Genomic DNA, 16,720 nt, shown 5'->3' on the forward strand with positions numbered 1-16,720 from the left:
GGTGGTTGCCCGCTCAGTCGGCATAGGGGTCCGGGATGCCCAGGGTCGCGAGGGCCGCGATTTCGAGGGCTTCCATCGCCTCGGCCTCGGCTTGCCCGAGTTCATGGTCCTGTCCGACAAGGTGCAAGGTCCCATGGACGAGGAGGTGGGCGAGGTGATTCTGGATGGGCTTTCCCTGCTCCGCACTTTCGCGCACCATCGTCTCGTAGGCAAGGACCACATCGCCGAGCGGCGTGGGCGCGCCCGGCGGCAGGGGCTGCGGCGCGGCCGGAAAAGACAGCACGTTCGTGGGCTTATCCTTGTCGCGCCACGTCCTGTTGAGATCCTGAACCGTCGTGTCATCCGCGAGCAGCACGCTCACCTCAAGGTTGCCCGAAGGCTTCTCGGGGGCGATGGCGAGCCCTGCCTCCACCGCCCGAATCACCAGCGATTCGAGGTCGGCGATTGCTTCTTCCCAGCGCTCGTCCTCGACCGCGAGGTCGATCTCGTGGTCGTTCATCAGGCGAGGGGCCGGCGGCGGGGATTCGGGTTGCGGTCGGCCTCGCCCTCGCCGTGGGAGGCGCGCTCGTAGGCGGTGACGATGCGGCGGACGAGGTCGTGGCGCACCACGTCCACGTCCTTGAAGACCACGCGGCCGATCCCTTCGACCCCGCCCAGCACGTTCACGGCCTCGACCAGCCCGGATTTCTGGCCGGGCGGGAGGTCGATCTGGCTCGGATCGCCGGTCACGATCATCCGCGAGTTCTCGCCCAGGCGGGTGAGGAACATCTTCATCTGCATGGAGGTGGTATTCTGCGCCTCATCGAGGAGCACCACCGCGTTGGTGAGCGTGCGCCCACGCATGAAGGCGAGCGGCGCGATCTCGATCTGGCCGGTCTGCAAGCCACGATCGACGTGGCGCGCCTCCATGAAATCGTAGAGCGCATCGTAGATCGGGCGCAGATACGGATCGACCTTCTCGCGCATGTCGCCGGGCAGGAAGCCCAGGCGCTCGCCCGCCTCGACGGCCGGACGCGACAGGATCAGCCGCTCGGCATGGCCCTGTTCGAGGAGCGACACCGCATGGCCCACGGCGAGCCACGTCTTGCCCGTGCCCGCCGGCCCCTCGGCGAAGACGAGCTCGTTGCTGCGCAGGGCCTTGATGTAGGCGTCCTGGGCCGGGTTGCGCGCCCGCACGGCGCCCCGGCGGCGGGTGGCGATCTGGTCGAAATGCGGCTTGTCGGCTTCGGCGGCGAGTTCGGCCGCCGGAAACAGGTTCGCCTGAGCCGTCGATTCGCGGATCGCGCCATCGACATCGCCGAGGCTGAGCGTGCTGCCGCCGGCCCGCACGCGGGCATAGAGCTTTTGGAACACCCGCCGGGCCTTCTCGGCGGCGTCCGGCGGACCCTTGATGACGAGGTGGTTGCCGAGCGCCGTCGCCGTGATGCCGAGCCGCCGCTCGATATGAGCGACATTCTGGTCGTACTGGCCGAAGACGAGGCTCGCGAGCCGATTGTCGTCGAAGGTCAGCGGGACTTCGACCGCCTCGTCCACGCCGGGCCTTCCGAAACCGGGGGGCCGACCGCGCAGGGGGGCTCCCCCGCGTCCACCGTCAGCCGCACTCAAGCGTTGTCTCTCACGTCAGGCATCCTCACGCGGCGGCGGCCTCGGGCAGGCGCTCGCCGAACAGGCTGTTGGCCCCGGCCTCGGTGATCCGAACCGGTACGATCCGTCCGATATGGTCCTGCGGGGCGTCGAACTGCACTGCCAGCAGGTGCGGCGTCTTGCCGGCCACCTGCCCAGGGTAGCGCCCGGCCTTCTCGACCAGCACGTCGAAGACCTGTCCCACCGCCGCCCTCTGGTAGGCGTGGCGGCGGGCATCCAGGACGCGCTGCAACTCGGTCAGCCGCTCGGACATCACCGCTTCGGGCACGTGGTCGGTGCGGTCCGCCGCCGGGGTGCCGGGGCGCGGGCTGTACTTGAAGGAGAAGGCGCTCTCGAAGCCGATGTCGCGCACCAGCGCGAGGGTGTCGGCGAAGTCGGCATCGGTCTCGCCAGGGAAGCCGACGATGAAGTCCGACGACAGGGCGATGTCCGGCCGCGAAGCGCGCACCCGGTCCACCAGCCGGCGATACTGATCCGCCGTGTGCTTCCGATTCATCGCGGCAAGGATCCGGTCGGAGCCCGATTGCACCGGAAGGTGCAGGTAGGGCATCAGCGCCGGGATCTCGGCATGGGCGCGCACGAGGTCGTCCTGGAAGTCGTTAGGATGGCTCGTCGTGTAGCGGATGCGCGCGATGCCGGGGATGCGCGCCACGTCCCGCACCAGAGCGGCGAGCCCCACCGGGCCACCCTCCGCACCTTCCCCATGGTAGGCGTTGACGTTCTGGCCGATCAGCGTGATCTCGCGCACCCCGCCCGCAGCGAGGCGCTGCGCCTCGGCGAGCACGGCGGCGACCGGGCGGGAAACCTCCGCGCCGCGCGTGTAGGGCACGACGCAAAAGGCGCAGAACTTGTCGCAGCCTTCCTGCACCGTGAGGAAGGCCGACGAGCCGAGGTTCCGCCGCGCGGGCAGGTGATCGAACTTGTCCTCGATGGGGAATTCGGTGTCGACCACCCGGCCGCCGCGCGCCAGAAGCTCCGGCAGGCGGTGGTAGCTCTGCGGGCCGACCACCACGTCCACGGCGGGCTGGCGGGCCTGGATCTCGGCGCCCTCGGCCTGGGCGACGCAGCCGGCCACCACGATCCGTGTATCGAGCCCCTGCGAGCGGCGCTCCTGCTTCAAGACGCGCAGGCGGCCAAGCTCGGAATAGACCTTCTCCGCCGCCTTCTCGCGGATGTGGCAGGTGTTCAGCACCACCACATCCGCGTCCTCGACGCTATCCGTGGCGGTGTAGCCCTCGGCGCCCAGCACGTCGGCCATGCGGGCCGCGTCGTAGGCGTTCATCTGGCAGCCGTAGGACTTGACGTAGGCTTTCTTCAACGGGCCGGGTTCCGGTGCGGGGCGGGTTAGTCCCGGCGGGCTCTAGCACAGAATTCGCCGCCGGTCAGGCGGCCGACAGGCCGCCGAGCGAGCCGAGATCGGAGGCCGGCGCAGGGCTCGCGGCGGGCTCCCGCCCGGCCCGTCCGGTAACGATACCCTGGATCGCGCGGCGCACCTCGGCCTCTGCGGCGGCCGTGGCGACCTTGCGGTCGCTATCGGCCTCGAACAGGATCGGCGCGCCCCAAACGACATGCACGTCGATCGGGCCACCCCGCACGAAGGCGGCGAGGTGGGGCGCCAGTTCCATGTCGCCGTACCACGCGATCTCGGCCCGCTCCGAGCGGACGACCGGCAGACCGTTGCGCCGGGGATAGGTGATCGCCAGCGGCTGCAACCGGATCCGGCCGCGCTCGCTCTCGGCCTGCAGGGCGGCCCTTGCGGCACCGACCAGCGACGAGCGGAACGGCAGGAGCCGCGTGCCGTCCCCGGTCGTGCCCTCCGCGAACAGCACGACAAGTTCGCCTTCGGCCAGCCGGTGTCCCATGGCCGCGCTGACGGTGGCGGTGGCTCCCCGGCGGGCGCGGTCGATGAACAGGGTCCGCTGCAACACGGCGAGATGGCCGATCACCGGCCAGCCAGCGATCTCGGATTTCGCCACGAACGAGAGCGGCCGCAGCGAGCCGATGGCGATGATGTCGAGCCAGGAGACGTGGTTCGCGAGCACCAGAGCGGGCTCACCCGCCGCCGGCGGCGTGCCGGTCTGCGTCACCCGCACCGAGAACAGCCACAGGAAGACGCGGTGAAACAGGACCGGCGCGAGGCCGGTCGAGCGCTTCAGCACCTTGAGGGCGAAGAGGTGCGGCAGCCAGATCCATGCGAAGGCCAGCGCCAGACACGCGAGCCGGAGGGCGAGGCCGACGCGGCTCACGCGTTCACAGCTCAACCGACATGGTGAGGGCCGTGGCGCGGCTCCCGTCGGCCTTGGCGTAGTAGCCGGTGCGGGCACCGACCTGCTCGAAGCCCAGCCGCCGGTAGAGCTTGAGGGCGGGGACGTTGCCCTCATCGACCTCGAGATGCACCCGCGACGTGCCGGTCATCGCGAGGCCGTTCAGATGCTCCCGCAACAAGCCGCGCGCATGGCCGCCGCCGCGCAGGGGAGGGGCCACGACGACGGTCAGGATCTCGGCCTCGTCGGCGGCGCGCCGGGACAGGACGAAGCCTTGCAGCGTGCCCGAGCGCCAGAGCCCGTGGGCGTAGCTCGACCGCTCGCACAGGATGCGCTCGAACTCGTGGCTCTCCCACGGGCGGGCGAAGGCTGTGGCGTGGATCCGCGCCAGGGCGGACGATTGCGAGGCGTCGATCAGCGGAGCGACGCTCGGCGGGGGCGTCAGGGCGTCCCACCACGCCATCCACCATTCCATCGGCCAGAACGGGAAAGCGGGGCGGTTCATTGTCGGGCGATCCGGGTGTGATCCTGCGGGCGCGCATCCGGCCCACGGAGATAGAGGGGGCGCGGCAGGGCGTGGCCGGGATCGGCCACCATGCCGAGTTGAGCGACGGCGGCGATCTCGGGCGCGCCGGTCCCGGCGACCGTGGCGGCGATGCCCCGCGCGGCCAGGGCCTGCGCCAGGAGCGGCGCCCCGGAGCCGGTGAGGATCACGGGGCCGTGCCCGAGCCGCACCGCCGCCTCGTCCACCGGGAGGTAGACCGGCGCCAGGGTCTCCCCGGTGGAGGTCGTCAGCGCCTGGACGTAGACCGCCCCGTGCTTGGCATCGATGGCGGCGACCAGGGTGCCCTCGCCGGGATCCGCCAACAACGGCGCCAGAAGCGCAGACAGCGTGCCGACGCCGACCACCGGCCTGTCGGTGGCGAGCCCGATGGCCCGCGCCGCCGAGAGGCCGACCCGCAGCCCGGTATAGCTGCCGGGGCCGACGGTCACGGCGATCCTGTCGAGGGCGTCGAAGCCGCCGTCCGTGCGGGCGAGAACCCGCTCGATCAACGGCAGCAACGCCTCGGCGTGGCCGCGTGCCATCGGCAGCGATTCCGAGGCCAGGGGCTCGGGCTCGCTGCCCTTCATCACGCAGGCGGCGCATACATCCAGCGCCGTATCGATGGCCAGTACTCGCACGCCCACTCCCGTCGCGCCCTCGACGCGAACGGTATGGCATAAAACGAAACCGCCGCACCGTCAGCGCCGTCCGGCGGCTTCATCCCCTGTCGGATGACAAGTGTTGCCGGCTTGCGCCGTTAGACCGCCTGAACCTCGCGCACGTCCGGCAGGAAGTGGCGGAACAGGTTCTGCACCCCGTGGCGCAGGGTGGCGGTGGAGGACGGACAGCCCGAGCAGGCGCCCTTCATCTCCAGGTAGACGACACCGTCCTTGTAGCCGCGGAAGGTGATGTCGCCGCCGTCGCCGGCCACCGCCGGGCGGACACGGGTTTCGAGGAGATCCTTGATGGTCACCACGGTGTCGTGGTCGGCCTCGTCGTAGAACTCCTCGCCGGCCTCGTCCTGTGCGCCGGCCGCGCCTTCGCTGAGGACCGGGGCGCCCGACTGGAAATGCTCCATGATCGCGCCGAGCACGGCAGGCTTCACCTGCGGCCACTCGGAACCATCCTCGGCCTTCGTCACCGAGATGAAATCGTGCCCGAAATACACGCCGGACACGCCCGGCACCGCGAACAGCGCGGACGCGAGCGGCGAGCGGGTCGCCGCCTCGGCGTCGCGCGCCTCGAACGTCGAGTCGGACAGGACCACCCGGCCGGGCAGGAACTTCAGGGTGGCGGGATTCGGGGTCGCTTCGGTCTGGATGAACATGGAAGGCTCCGCTGCGCCGGTTCAAGGCCGGCGGGGGAAGGGTCTCGGGCGCCGTCATCGGCGCCACCTTCATGTGGACCGCGCGCCGGATTTTCACAACCGCGCCGGCCGCGCAGGTTTAACCGCCTCTTAACCAGCCAGCGGGATCGTCCGACCCATGGCGCTCTCCGGCGCGGCCGGCACCGGCCCGCCGGGAGAGAGTGCAGGATCACGGCCCCGCCGTGTCACGACCCGAGCGGTCGCGGCGGCATCGGGCCCCTCTGGAGACCCGATATGCAGATTACCGAGCAGGCCGTTCGCGAGCGCGCCTATTACATCTGGGAAGGCGAAGGCCGCGTCCATGGCCGCGCCGATTACCATTGGATGCGCGCGGAGGCCGAGCTGGCCGCCGTCGAACCCGCGAAGAAGCCCGCCCGCAAGGCCGCCGCGAAGCCCGCCGCCGAGACGAGTGCCGTCGCCAAGCCGGTCGTCGCCAAGTCGGTCGCGGCAAAGCCGGTCGCCGCGAAGAAGGCCGACGAGGCCGTGACCCCCGCCCGCAAGCTCGCCAAGCCGAAGGCCACCGCCGGCGCGGCCGTCGCTGCCGCTGCGGTCAAGGCGAAGCCCGCCCGCAGCCGCGCCGCGATGCACTGAGACCGACGCATCCGCGTTGGTTTCGAGAGGCCCGCCCCGCGAGGGGTGGGCCTCCGTCGTTTCGGGGTCGGAACGCCGCCCGCCGACCGGGGTTGTCCGCGCTCAGGGTAAGGCGGCCGGGTGTGCGATGCGGGCGGTGATCTTCGATATCGACGGGACGCTTCTCGACAGCGTCGATCTCCACGCCAAGGCCTGGGTCGAGGCGTTCCGGCATTTCGGGGTCGAGACGAAGGAAGCGGACGTCCGCAGCCAGATCGGCAAGGGTGGCGACCAGCTCATGCCGGTCTTCCTGCCGGAGGACAGGATCGAGAAGGAAGGCAAGGAGATCGAGAGCTTCCGCTCCGATCTGTTCAAGCGCGACTACCTCGACAAGGTGAAGCCCTTCCCCGGTGTGCGCCCCCTGTTCGAGCGGCTTCGCCAGGACGGTCTGACCGTCGCGCTCGCCTCCTCCGGCAAGAAGGACGAGGTAGAGCATTATCAGAAGCTGCTCGGCATCTCCGATCTGGTCGATGTCGCCACGAGTTCGGATGACGCCGACCGTTCGAAGCCCCATCCCGACATCTTCGAGGCGGCCATCGGCAAGCTTCAGGGCATTGCACCCCAGGACATGATCGTGGTCGGTGATACGCCCTACGACGCCGAGGCCGCGCAAAAGGCGGGTCTGCGGACCATCGGTGTTCTCTGCGGTGGATTCCCCGAAGCCGATCTCAAGAAGGCAGGCTGCGTCGCGATCTACCGGGACCCGCAACACTTGCTCGATGCGTTCGACGAAGACATTCTGACGGACAAGTAGTGCGATTTCCGCGCGTGAGTCCCGCGTCGGATGCAGGCTTAACGGGAACCGTTACATCGCCTCCATTTGCGTCAAGATCATCTAGGCCTCTCCCGGTGTTGTGTTTTTTCACGACGCCGGTGATCCCGCCGGCCACGAGAGCGGCTGTGGCTTCTCGGCGACTCTTTGCGACGCCGGCTATGGATAATGACCGGATGGGGTAGCGCGGGGCGGATGAAAGGTTTAGCGACCCGCCCGCCCCTGGAATCCTTCGAAGGACCGCCTCGCATGCTTCAGATCCGCGAACGCGTGAACGAGCCATGCTTCAGTCCCCGGAGCCGCGGCTTGGCGGACCAGATCGCCGAGGCCGTCCGCAACCGGACGACCCCGCTCAGCCACTTGCTGCGGCTGATGTCGGCCGTCGATGAGCAAGGCGGTGACGCGCGCTTGAAGCAGCTGCTGCGTAACCGAATCGGCGCTCCGCTGGACGCCTGATCCCCTTCAGCGCACGTGGCGCCGCGTCCGCTTGCGGGTCGCTTTCCCGTTGTTGTCGATGCGGGCCATGCACGCGTAATAGATCCCCTTGCCAAGTTCCTCGATCGGCAGATTTCGGGGATTGGGCGCCGAGAACACACGCGCCCTCGCTTCGCCGCGACAGGCTGCGTCTTCCGGGCTTCGGATCGGCGGTTCCGCCCAGGCGGCGCTGCCGCACACGGCCATTGCCGCGACAGCAACCAGAAGGCTGAGGCGCTGTTTGAATCGCGTCATGTCGTTGTCTGGCCGCTCCCTCTGAGGCGATAGATAGTTCAGTCGCCGCAACGGTGAAGCTTTCGACAGCGAAAAAAGTTCGCGCGCCCGAACAAAATCGTCACGAGGTCGCGCGCAAAAGAAAACCGCCCGCAAAGCGGGCGGCGATCTGGTGCTCGATAGAGCCGTATTGTGCCGGACCTGGCCCGGATCAACCGGGCCGGCACGCGATTAGCGCTTGGTCTTGGCCTTCGCCTTACGGGCCGCATAGCGCGCATCGCGCAGGGCCTTCTTGGCTTCGAGCTCGGCGGATTTCCGCTCCTGCGCGGCGGCGAGTTCCGCAGCCTCGCGGGCAAGCAGAGCGGCAAGCTCGGCTTCCTCGCGCTGACGCTTGTCCTCGGCGGCCTTGCGCTCTGCCTCGATCCGGGCGGCCTCGCGTTCGCGAGCACGCTCTTCGCGGGCGCGGGCGACTTCGGCGCGGGCCTGGGACCGAGCCTTGACCTCGGGGTCATCCGCCGGAGGACGAGACTTGAACTTGGCCAACAGTGCCGCCTTGGCGGAGGCAGAGTTCTCGCGACGGTCGTTGAAGTTCCTGTAGTCGAATGCGCTCATCTGGCCTTTCTCTTGGTGCGTCACGCGTCTCGCGGGGACGGCCGGCTCGAAACGGCCGGTCAGCGAAGCTGGTGACTGATCCTCATGCCGTCCCCGAGGCACGGGATCCTCTCGAACCATCGAACGGAGCCGATGGTTCGACCCGAACGCTCGCGCCGAGACGAGCGTTCGGGTCGAACCAAGGTTGGGAGACGCGTGCCCATCGCACGCGCACGTCCGGTCTTGCAACCAGCTACAGGTGCGATAGCTCGCACCGCCGCGACAAATGCCGTGAATCCTTTGAAAGTTTCAGGATCAGATGCCGAAATGCCTCAGAGACCTATACGGGGCGGTACACGACCTGCCCGCCTCCGCGTCGCCCGGCATCCTCAAGTAGAGACCTGAAATGGGGCGGCCGGCTGGCTCCGACAAGGCGACGAGCACTGCACTCGCCCAGCGAAACCAGAGTGTCTGCCCCGCGCTTGCTGCCTCGTGCGAAAAGTTACGCCTGCCCGGCTTCAAACCCGGCAACGGATACATCGTGGCGGCTTCCCACGACGGCCTTTGCCTAAATTCTGGGCATGAGCGGATGCTGGCTGTGATGAGTTAACGAAGTGTCACACACCTGTCGGGTGGCGGGACTAGCGCTAAGGTGTCCAAGCGCCGTCGCGAGACCACCATGTCCGACTCATCCGTCTTATCCGGTTCCCCTCCGATCGGCCGTACCGGCCCAAGGCTCGATGGCGGCACGCACCGCGCGGGAATCGTCGTCTTCCTGCTCGTGCTCATCGCCGGATTGTCCTACGGCGTCATCAATCTCATCGCCGATATGAACTCGGTGGGCGAAGCCCCTCTCGCCTACGGCGCCTTCGCGCTGCTCGGTCTCGCCCTGCTGATCGCGCTCGGCTTCGAGTTCGTGAACGGCTTCCACGACACGGCGAACGCCGTCGCCACGGTGATCTATACCCACTCCCTGCCGCCCCTGGTCGCGGTGATCTGGTCCGGCTTCTTCAACTTCCTCGGCGTGATGCTCTCCTCTGGCGCGGTGGCCTACGCCATCGTGACCCTGCTGCCGGTGGACCTGATCCTCGATGTCGGCTCGAGCGCGGGCTACGCGATGATCTTCTCGCTGCTCATCGCCGCGATCCTGTGGAACCTCGGCACCTGGGCGCTCGGCCTGCCGAACTCGTCCTCGCACGCCCTTATCGGCTCGGTGCTCGGCGTCGGCCTCGCCAATCAGCTGATGCGCGGCGGCGACGGGAGCGCCGGCGTCGACTGGGGCCAAGCGCTGAACGTGTTCAAGGCGCTGCTGTTCTCGCCGGTCTGCGGCTTCGTCCTCGCCGCGCTGCTCCTGCTGGTCCTCAAGTTCGCCGTGCGCCGCAAGGATCTCTACGAGGCTCCGAAGGGCGAGTCGCCGCCCCCGCTGTGGATCCGCGGTCTTCTGATCCTCACCTGCACCCTCGTGTCGTTCTTCCACGGCGGCAATGATGGGCAGAAGGGCATGGGCCTAATCATGCTCATCCTGATCGGCGCGGCGCCCACGGCCTACGCGTTGAACCGCACCATGTCCGAGACGGCGACGCCGGGCTTCGTGCAGCAATCGCAGCTGGCCGGCACCGTGTTCGCCGCCCATGCCGGCGGCGCGACCGTTCCGGATGCCGCCAAGGCGCGGGGCGTCGTGGCCGACGCGCTGAAGACCAACGGCCTGAACAAGCCGGAGGTGTTCGCCTCCCTCCAGGCGCTGTCGAACGACATCGCCGAGAAGGTGAAGAACTACGGCGCAGTGCGCGCGATCCCGGCGGCGCAGACCCCGAACCTGCGCAGCGACATGTACCTCACTTCGGACGCGGTGCGCCTCCTGCCGAAATCGGGCGCCGCGCTGAACGATTCCGAGACGGCGACCCTGAAGGGCTATACCGGCCTGCTCAACGAGGGCACCCGCTACATCCCGACCTGGGTGAAGGTCTGCGTCGCCCTGGCGCTCGGCCTCGGCACCATGGTCGGCTGGAAGCGCATCGTCGTCACCGTCGGCGAGCGCATCGGCAAGACGCACCTGACCTACGCCCAGGGCGCCTCGGCCGAGATCGTCGCGGCCGGCACGATCGGCCTCGCCGAGCTCTACGGCCTGCCGGTCTCCACGACGCATATCCTGTCGTCGGGCGTTGCTGGCACGATGGCCGCCAACGGATCGGGCCTGCAGGTCGCAACCGTGCGCAACATGGCGCTCGCCTGGGTTCTCACCCTGCCGGCCGCCATCACGCTGGCGGCGGGGCTGTTCTTCATCCTGCGCCACGCCTTCTGACGTTCGTCCATCCCCCTAAACCGCAACGATGCGGCGGCTCCCCAACGGAGCCGCCGCATTTTGCATTCGGCCGGTTGGCCGAGGGTTTGCATGAAGGCTGGCCAGACCGGGCATGACAGGCCCGGGGCCAGGAGCAGACCCCTTTCTCATGACCGTCGTTCTTCCCAAGTCAGGCGCCCGTGCGGCGCTCGCCGGTGCCCTGCTGCTCGCCGCCACCTCCGCGAGCCTCGCGCAGGGCGTGCTGCGCATCGGCATGACCGCCTCCGACATCCCCCTCACCACCGGCCAGGCCGACAATGGCGGCGAGGGCATGCGCTTCATGGGCTACACAGTCTATGACGGGCTCATCAATTGGGACCTGTCCAGCGCCACCAAGGCCTCCGACCTCGTCCCCGGCCTCGCGGAGAGCTGGACGGTCGATCCCAACGACAAGACCAAATGGGTCTTCAAGCTCCGCCCCGGCGTGAAATTCCACGACGGTTCCGACTTCACCGCCGACGCGGTGGTCTGGAACCTCGACAAGCTCCTGAAGGCCGATTCCCCGCAATACGATCCGCGCCAATCGGCCCAGGGCAAGACCCGCATCCCGTCGATCGCGAGCTACCGCGCGGTCGATCCGCTGACCGTCGAACTGGTCACGAAGGCCCCGGACGCGACGTTTCCCTATCAGGTCGCCTGGATCATGATGTCGTCTCCGGCGCAGTGGGAGAAGCTCGGCAAGTCCTGGGACGAGTTCGCCAAGCATCCCTCTGGCACCGGCCCGTGGAAGCTCACCCTGTTCGCCCCGCGTGAGCGGGCCGAGATGGCGCCGAATACGGCCTATTGGGACAAGGCGCGTGTTCCGAAGCTCGACAAGCTCGTTCTGGTGCCGTTGCCGGAGGCCAATGCCCGCGTCGCGGCGCTCCGCTCCGGCCAGGTTGACTGGATCGAGGCGCCCGCACCCGATGCCGTCGCCTCGCTGAAGAGCGCCGGCTTCAGCATCGTCACCAACGCCTATCCGCATAACTGGACGTGGCATCTCTCCCGCGTCGAGGGCTCGCCCTGGAACGACATCCGCGTGCGCAAGGCGGTGAACCTCGCCATCGACCGCGAGGGGATGAAGGAACTGCTCGGCGGACTCGCCATTCCGGCCAAGGGCTTCATGCCCCCCGGCCACCAATGGTTCGGCAAGCCGACTTTCGATGTGAAGTACGATCCGGACGCCGCGAAGAAGCTTCTCGCGGAGGCCGGCTACAGCACGGCCAAGCCCCTCGAGCTCAAGGTGGCGATCTCGGCCTCCGGCTCCGGCCAGATGCAGCCGCTGCCGATGAACGAGTTCGTCCAGCAGAACCTCGCCGATGTCGGGGTGCAGGTCGAATATCAGGTCGTGGAGTGGAACACGCTCATCAACATCTGGCGGGCCGGCGCCAAGGCCGACATCTCGCGCGGGGTCAGCGCGATCAACTACTCGTACTTCATTCAGGACCCCTTCACCGGGTTCATCCGCCACCTACAATGCAATCTGGCGCCGCCGAACGGCACCAACTGGGGGTATTACTGCGACCCTGAGATGGACAAGCTGTTCGATCAGGTCCGCAACACCTTCGACAAGGACGAGCAGGTCAAGGTGCTACAAAAGGTCCATGAGAAATACGTCGATGACGCGGTGTTCGTGATGATCACCCACGACGTGAATCCCCGCGCCATGAGCTCGAAGGTGAAGGGCTTCGTCCAGGCGCAGAACTGGTTCCAGGACTTCTCGAACATCACCATGGCGACGGCTGGCCGCTAGCGGCACGCCTCCGCCACCGTCATTGCGAGCAACGCGAAGCAATCCAGGGATCCGCCATGGTTTCGGACGTCCCGCTGCCCTGGATTGCTTCGCTGGCGCTCGCAATGACGAAGAGAGATTGAAATAATCGATAAGTGAATGTGAGGCCTATGCTCCTCTACATCCTGAAACGCCTCGTCACCGTCACCCCGGTCGCCTTCGGCGTCAGCGTGGTGTGCTTTCTCCTCGTCCACCTCGCCCCCGGCGATCCCCTCAGCGCGGTCCTCCCGGCCGATGCCACGCAGCAGACCATCGATGACATGCGGGCGGCCTACGGGTTCGATAAGCCGCTGCCGATCCAGTACGCGATCTGGCTGTGGCACGTGCTCCATGGCGATCTCGGCGTGTCCATCGCCACCGGGCGCCCGGTCGCGCAGGAGGTCGGCCGCGCGGTCGTCAATTCGCTGATCCTCGCCAGCGTCGCGACGTTGATCGGGTTCACCTTCGGCGTGTTCTTCGGCTTCGTGGCCGGCTATCGCCGCAACTCCATCCTCGACCGCGTGGCCTCGGCCCTCTCGGTCTTCGGCGTGAGCGTGCCGCATTACTGGCTCGGCATGGTGCTGGTGATCGTGTTCTCGGCCACCCTCGGCTGGCTGCCGCCAACGGGGGCGGGGCCGGACGGCTCCGGCAACTGGCGGCCGGATTTCGATCACCTGCGCTACATCATCCTCCCCGCCGTCACGATGGCGGTGATCCCGATGGGCATCATCGCCCGCACGGTGCGGGCGCTCGTCGCCGACATCCTCTCCCAGGATTTCGTGGAGGCGCTGCGCGCGAAGGGCCTCAGCGAGTTTGGCGTGTTCAAGCACGTGGTGCGCAACGCCGCGCCGACCGCGCTCGCCATCATGGGGCTTCAGCTCGGCTACCTGCTCGGCGGCTCGATCCTGATCGAGACCGTGTTCGCATGGCCGGGCACCGGGTTCCTCTTGAACGCGGCGATCTTCCAGCGCGACCTGCCCCTGCTTCAGGGCTCGATCCTCGTGCTGGCGATGTTCTTCGTCGCCCTCAACCTCATCGTGGACGTGATGCAGACCGCCCTCGATCCGCGCATCGAGCGCGCCTGAGACAGGAGGAACGGCCATGACTGCCCCCCTCACTGCCGGCTCCGTCGCCCTCGACGGCAATATCACCGCCGCCCCCGACGCCCCGGAGGCCTTCATCGCCTCGCGGGGCTTCTGGGGCCATGTCGGCCACCGGCTGGTGCGCGATCCCGTCGCGATGGCGGCCGGGATCCTCATCCTGATCGTCATCGCCATCGCGATCCTGTCGCCGTGGATCACGCCCATGGACCCGTACAAGGGCTCGATGCTGCGCCGGCTGAAGCCGGTGGGCGACGCGACCTACTGGCTCGGCTCGGACGAGCTCGGCCGCGACATGATCAGCCGGCTGATGCTCGGCTCGCGGCTGTCGCTGTTCATGGGTGTCACGCCCGTGCTGATCGCCTTCGTCATCGGCTCCGGCATCGGCATCCTCGCCGGCTATGTCGGCGGCTGGACGAACACGATCCTGATGCGCACCATCGACGTATTCTTCGCCTTCCCCTCGGTGCTGCTCGCCATCGCCCTTTCGGGAGCGCTGGGCGCCGGCATCTTCAACTCGATCGTCTCGCTCACCTGCGTGTTCGTTCCGCAGATCGCCCGCGTGGCCGAGAGCGTCACCACCGGCATCCGGCGGCGGGACTACATCGACGCCGCCAAGCTCTCCGGCGCCTCGGCCTTCACCATCATGCGGGTGCAGGTGCTCGGCAACGTGGTCGGGCCGATCTTCGTCTACTCGACCAGCCTCATCTCCGTGTCGATGATCCTCGCCTCGGGCCTGTCCTTCCTCGGTCTGGGCGTGCGCCCGCCGGAGCCGGAATGGGGCCTCATGCTCAACACCCTGCGCACGGCGATCTACGTGAACCCCGTCGTGGCGGCCCTGCCGGGCCTCGCGATCTTCATCGTGTCGATCTCCTTCAACCTGTTCTCGGACGGGCTGCGCAGCGCCATGGAGATCCGCCAGTGAGCGTCATCCCGAACGGCCCCGATCCTTTCGCCACCGACCGCGGCGGCCCCGCCCAGCCGCTTCTCTCAGTCTCCGGCCTCATCAAGCACTTCCCCGTCCGCAAGGGCACCGGCCCGAGGAAGGTGGTGCGCGCCGTCGATGGCGTCGATTTCGACGTGCTGAAGGGTGAGACGCTGGGCATCGTCGGCGAATCCGGCTGCGGCAAGTCAACGACGGCCAAGCTCATCATGGGCCTGATCGAGCGTGATTCCGGCGATATGCTCTACGACGGACAGCCCATCGGCGAGCGGGCCATGCCCTGGCGCAATTACCGGCGGCAGGCGCAGATGGTCTTCCAGGACAGCTACGCTTCGCTGAACCCGCGCATGACGGTGGAGCAATCCATCGCTTTCGGGCCGAAGGTGAACGGCGTGCCGGGCCGGCAGGCGGTGGAGCGCGCCCGCGCTCTGCTCGCCCGCGTCGGCCTGGAGCCGAAGCGCTTCGCCGGCCGCTACCCGCACGAGATCTCCGGCGGCCAGCGGCAGCGGGTGAACATCGCCCGCGCGCTGGCGCTCGAACCGCGCCTCGTGCTCTTGGACGAGGCCGTCTCAGCCCTCGACAAGTCGGTGGAGGCGCAGGTGCTCAACCTGCTCCTCGACCTCAAGGCCGAGTTCGGCCTCACCTACATCTTCATCAGCCACGACCTGAACGTCGTGCGCTTCATCTCCGACCGGGTGATGGTGATGTATCTCGGCCGCGTCGCCGAGATCGGCCCGTCGGATCAGGTGCTCGCCGCGCCCTCGCACCCCTATACGCAGGCGTTGCTGGCCTCGATGCCCTCGCTGGATCCCGACAACCGGACGCAGGAAGCCCTGCTCGCGGGCGATCCGCCGAACCCCATCGACCCGCCCTCCGGCTGTCGCTTCCACCCCCGTTGCACCCTGGCGGAAGGGGTCTGCTCGGCGGTCGAGCCCTCGCTTTCCCCGGTCATGCCCCTGCATCGCGTCGCCTGCCTCGCCCGCCAGCCGGGTTCGGGCCATTCGGCCGCCCCCTCGGAGGCCATCGCGGCATGAGCACGGCACAGGCACGGAACGGCGCGGCCGTCGAACTGTCCGGCCTGCGGGTCGCCTTCGGCAAGACGCAGGTGGTCGATGGCGTCGACCTCAAGGTCGAACGCGGGCAGGCCCTGGCGCTGATCGGCGAATCCGGCTCCGGCAAGAGCGTGACGCTCCGGTCGATCCTGCGGCTGTTCCCGGCAGGGCGCAGCCGGATCGAGGGCAAGATCCTGGCGGCGGGCAAGGACGTGCTCGCCCTCGACACCAAGGCGCTGTCGCATTTCCGGGGCGGCGACGTCTCTATGATCTTCCAGGAGCCGCTGCTCGCCTTCGATCCGGTCTACTCGGTGGGCCGGCAGATCACCGAATCGATCCAGCGCCACGAAAAGATCTCGTCCAAGGATGCCCGGGCGCGGGCGCTCGCCCTGTTCGAGCGGGTCCGCATCCCGAGCCCGGAGCGGCGCCTCGACAATTACCCGCACGAGATGTCGGGCGGGATGCGGCAGCGGGCGATGATCGCCCTGGCGCTCGCCTGCCGACCGCAGGTGCTGCTCGCCGACGAGCCGACCACGGCGCTCGACGCCACGGTGCAGATCCAGGTGCTGCTCCTGCTGCGCGAGTTGCAGCGGGATCTCGGCCTGTCCATCGTCATCGTCACGCATGATCTCGGCGCGGCGGTGGAGGTCGCGGACCGGATCGCGGTGATGTACGCGGGCAAGATCGTGGAGGTCGGCACCGCCAAGGAGATCGTGCGCGATCCGCACCATCCCTACACGATCGGCCTCCTGCGCAGCCGCGCCGAGGGCGCGATGGACAAGGGCAGCCGCCTCCAGACCATCCCCGGAAGCCCGCCCGATCTCGCCAACCGCCCGCCGGGCTGCCCCTTCGCGCCGCGCTGCTTCCTCGCCGAAGACCGGTGCCGGAAGGAGATGCCGCCGGAGGTGGAACTCTCCCCCGGTCACCGGGCGGCCTGCTGGTTCACCGACGAAGCCTCGTCCGCCTATCGCTCCGGGCCGCAGCCGGTGGCGGTGGAAATGGCCTGATGGAATAA

General features: G+C 68.2%; 18 protein-coding genes. 9 read left to right on the forward strand and 9 right to left on the reverse strand.

Going from position 1 to position 16,720, the window contains the following annotated elements:
* Nucleotides 1-13: 13 nt before the first annotated feature.
* The 7 genes from ybeY to ACS5Q7_RS17845 all read right to left on the reverse strand — a co-directional run bounded on the left by ybeY (nucleotide 14) and on the right by ACS5Q7_RS17845 (nucleotide 5,779).
* Nucleotides 14-499 (reverse strand): rRNA maturation RNase YbeY, encoded by a 486-nt coding sequence (gene ybeY / locus ACS5Q7_RS17815; protein WP_478340607.1) that lies wholly within the window; start codon nucleotides 497-499, stop codon nucleotides 14-16.
* On the reverse strand, nucleotides 499-1,569 hold the full coding sequence (locus tag ACS5Q7_RS17820) for a PhoH family protein (RefSeq protein WP_478340825.1): 1,071 nt from the start codon (nucleotides 1,567-1,569) through the stop codon (nucleotides 499-501). Before ACS5Q7_RS17820 ends, ybeY begins: the two co-directional genes overlap by 1 nt.
* A gap of 61 nt (nucleotides 1,570-1,630) precedes the next feature.
* A complete protein-coding gene (miaB, locus tag ACS5Q7_RS17825) occupies nucleotides 1,631-2,962 on the reverse strand; it encodes a tRNA (N6-isopentenyl adenosine(37)-C2)-methylthiotransferase MiaB (protein WP_478340608.1) in 1,332 nt (443 codons plus the stop codon).
* A gap of 64 nt (nucleotides 2,963-3,026) precedes the next feature.
* Entirely contained in the window at nucleotides 3,027-3,833 is an 807-nt protein-coding gene (locus tag ACS5Q7_RS17830) for a lysophospholipid acyltransferase family protein (protein WP_478340826.1), read from the reverse strand.
* A gap of 61 nt (nucleotides 3,834-3,894) precedes the next feature.
* Nucleotides 3,895-4,413, reverse strand: a complete 519-nt coding sequence (locus ACS5Q7_RS17835) for a GNAT family N-acetyltransferase (RefSeq protein WP_478340609.1) — start codon at nucleotides 4,411-4,413, stop codon at nucleotides 3,895-3,897.
* A complete protein-coding gene (gene tsaB, locus ACS5Q7_RS17840; RefSeq protein ID WP_478340610.1) occupies nucleotides 4,410-5,090 on the reverse strand; it encodes a tRNA (adenosine(37)-N6)-threonylcarbamoyltransferase complex dimerization subunit type 1 TsaB in 681 nt (226 codons plus the stop codon). Before tsaB ends, ACS5Q7_RS17835 begins: the two co-directional genes overlap by 4 nt.
* A gap of 119 nt (nucleotides 5,091-5,209) precedes the next feature.
* Nucleotides 5,210-5,779, reverse strand: coding sequence for a NifU family protein (locus ACS5Q7_RS17845; RefSeq protein ID WP_478340611.1), 570 nt, complete (start codon nucleotides 5,777-5,779; stop codon nucleotides 5,210-5,212).
* Nucleotides 5,780-6,052: 273 nt separating this feature from the next.
* On the opposite strand from ACS5Q7_RS17845, the gene ACS5Q7_RS17850 reads away from it, so the two are divergent.
* From ACS5Q7_RS17850 to ACS5Q7_RS17860, 3 genes are all read left to right on the forward strand, one after another.
* Nucleotides 6,053-6,409, forward strand: a complete 357-nt coding sequence (locus ACS5Q7_RS17850; RefSeq protein ID WP_478340612.1) for a DUF2934 domain-containing protein — start codon at nucleotides 6,053-6,055, stop codon at nucleotides 6,407-6,409.
* Nucleotides 6,410-6,536: 127 nt separating this feature from the next.
* Nucleotides 6,537-7,202 (forward strand): HAD family hydrolase, encoded by a 666-nt coding sequence (locus ACS5Q7_RS17855; protein WP_478340613.1) that lies wholly within the window; start codon nucleotides 6,537-6,539, stop codon nucleotides 7,200-7,202.
* Nucleotides 7,203-7,526: 324 nt separating this feature from the next.
* Nucleotides 7,527-7,676, forward strand: coding sequence for a hypothetical protein (locus ACS5Q7_RS17860; RefSeq protein ID WP_478340614.1), 150 nt, complete (start codon nucleotides 7,527-7,529; stop codon nucleotides 7,674-7,676).
* 6 nt (nucleotides 7,677-7,682) lie between these two features.
* Here the strand turns inward: ACS5Q7_RS17860 and ACS5Q7_RS17865 are convergent, their stop codons facing one another.
* The gene (locus ACS5Q7_RS17865) at nucleotides 7,683-7,949 is read right to left on the reverse strand and encodes a hypothetical protein (RefSeq protein ID WP_478340615.1); all 267 of its coding nucleotides are present in this window, start codon (nucleotides 7,947-7,949) and stop codon (nucleotides 7,683-7,685) included.
* Between the two features lie 210 nt (nucleotides 7,950-8,159).
* Nucleotides 8,160-8,540, reverse strand: a complete 381-nt coding sequence (locus tag ACS5Q7_RS17870) for a DUF6481 family protein (RefSeq protein WP_478340616.1) — start codon at nucleotides 8,538-8,540, stop codon at nucleotides 8,160-8,162.
* 658 nt (nucleotides 8,541-9,198) lie between these two features.
* Between ACS5Q7_RS17870 and ACS5Q7_RS17875 the strand changes: the two genes are divergently transcribed.
* The 6 genes from ACS5Q7_RS17875 to ACS5Q7_RS17900 all read left to right on the forward strand — a co-directional run bounded on the left by ACS5Q7_RS17875 (nucleotide 9,199) and on the right by ACS5Q7_RS17900 (nucleotide 16,712).
* Nucleotides 9,199-10,821 carry an inorganic phosphate transporter gene (locus ACS5Q7_RS17875; RefSeq protein WP_478340617.1) on the forward strand — a complete coding sequence of 541 codons (1,623 nt, stop codon included), beginning with the start codon at nucleotides 9,199-9,201 and terminating at the stop codon, nucleotides 10,819-10,821.
* 148 nt (nucleotides 10,822-10,969) lie between these two features.
* On the forward strand, nucleotides 10,970-12,592 hold the full coding sequence (locus tag ACS5Q7_RS17880) for an ABC transporter substrate-binding protein (RefSeq protein WP_478340618.1): 1,623 nt from the start codon (nucleotides 10,970-10,972) through the stop codon (nucleotides 12,590-12,592).
* 149 nt (nucleotides 12,593-12,741) lie between these two features.
* The gene (locus ACS5Q7_RS17885) at nucleotides 12,742-13,695 is read left to right on the forward strand and encodes an ABC transporter permease (protein WP_478340619.1); all 954 of its coding nucleotides are present in this window, start codon (nucleotides 12,742-12,744) and stop codon (nucleotides 13,693-13,695) included.
* A gap of 16 nt (nucleotides 13,696-13,711) precedes the next feature.
* Entirely contained in the window at nucleotides 13,712-14,635 is a 924-nt protein-coding gene (locus ACS5Q7_RS17890; RefSeq protein ID WP_243957411.1) for an ABC transporter permease, read from the forward strand.
* On the forward strand, nucleotides 14,632-15,687 hold the full coding sequence (locus tag ACS5Q7_RS17895; RefSeq protein WP_478340620.1) for an ABC transporter ATP-binding protein: 1,056 nt from the start codon (nucleotides 14,632-14,634) through the stop codon (nucleotides 15,685-15,687). The genes ACS5Q7_RS17890 and ACS5Q7_RS17895 overlap by 4 nt, the downstream gene beginning before the upstream one ends.
* The gene (locus tag ACS5Q7_RS17900; protein ID WP_478340621.1) at nucleotides 15,684-16,712 is read left to right on the forward strand and encodes an ABC transporter ATP-binding protein; all 1,029 of its coding nucleotides are present in this window, start codon (nucleotides 15,684-15,686) and stop codon (nucleotides 16,710-16,712) included. The genes ACS5Q7_RS17895 and ACS5Q7_RS17900 overlap by 4 nt, the downstream gene beginning before the upstream one ends.
* The last annotated feature ends 8 nt before the right edge of the window (nucleotides 16,713-16,720 follow it).

The organism is Methylobacterium sp. Gmos3 (assembly GCF_056430985.1).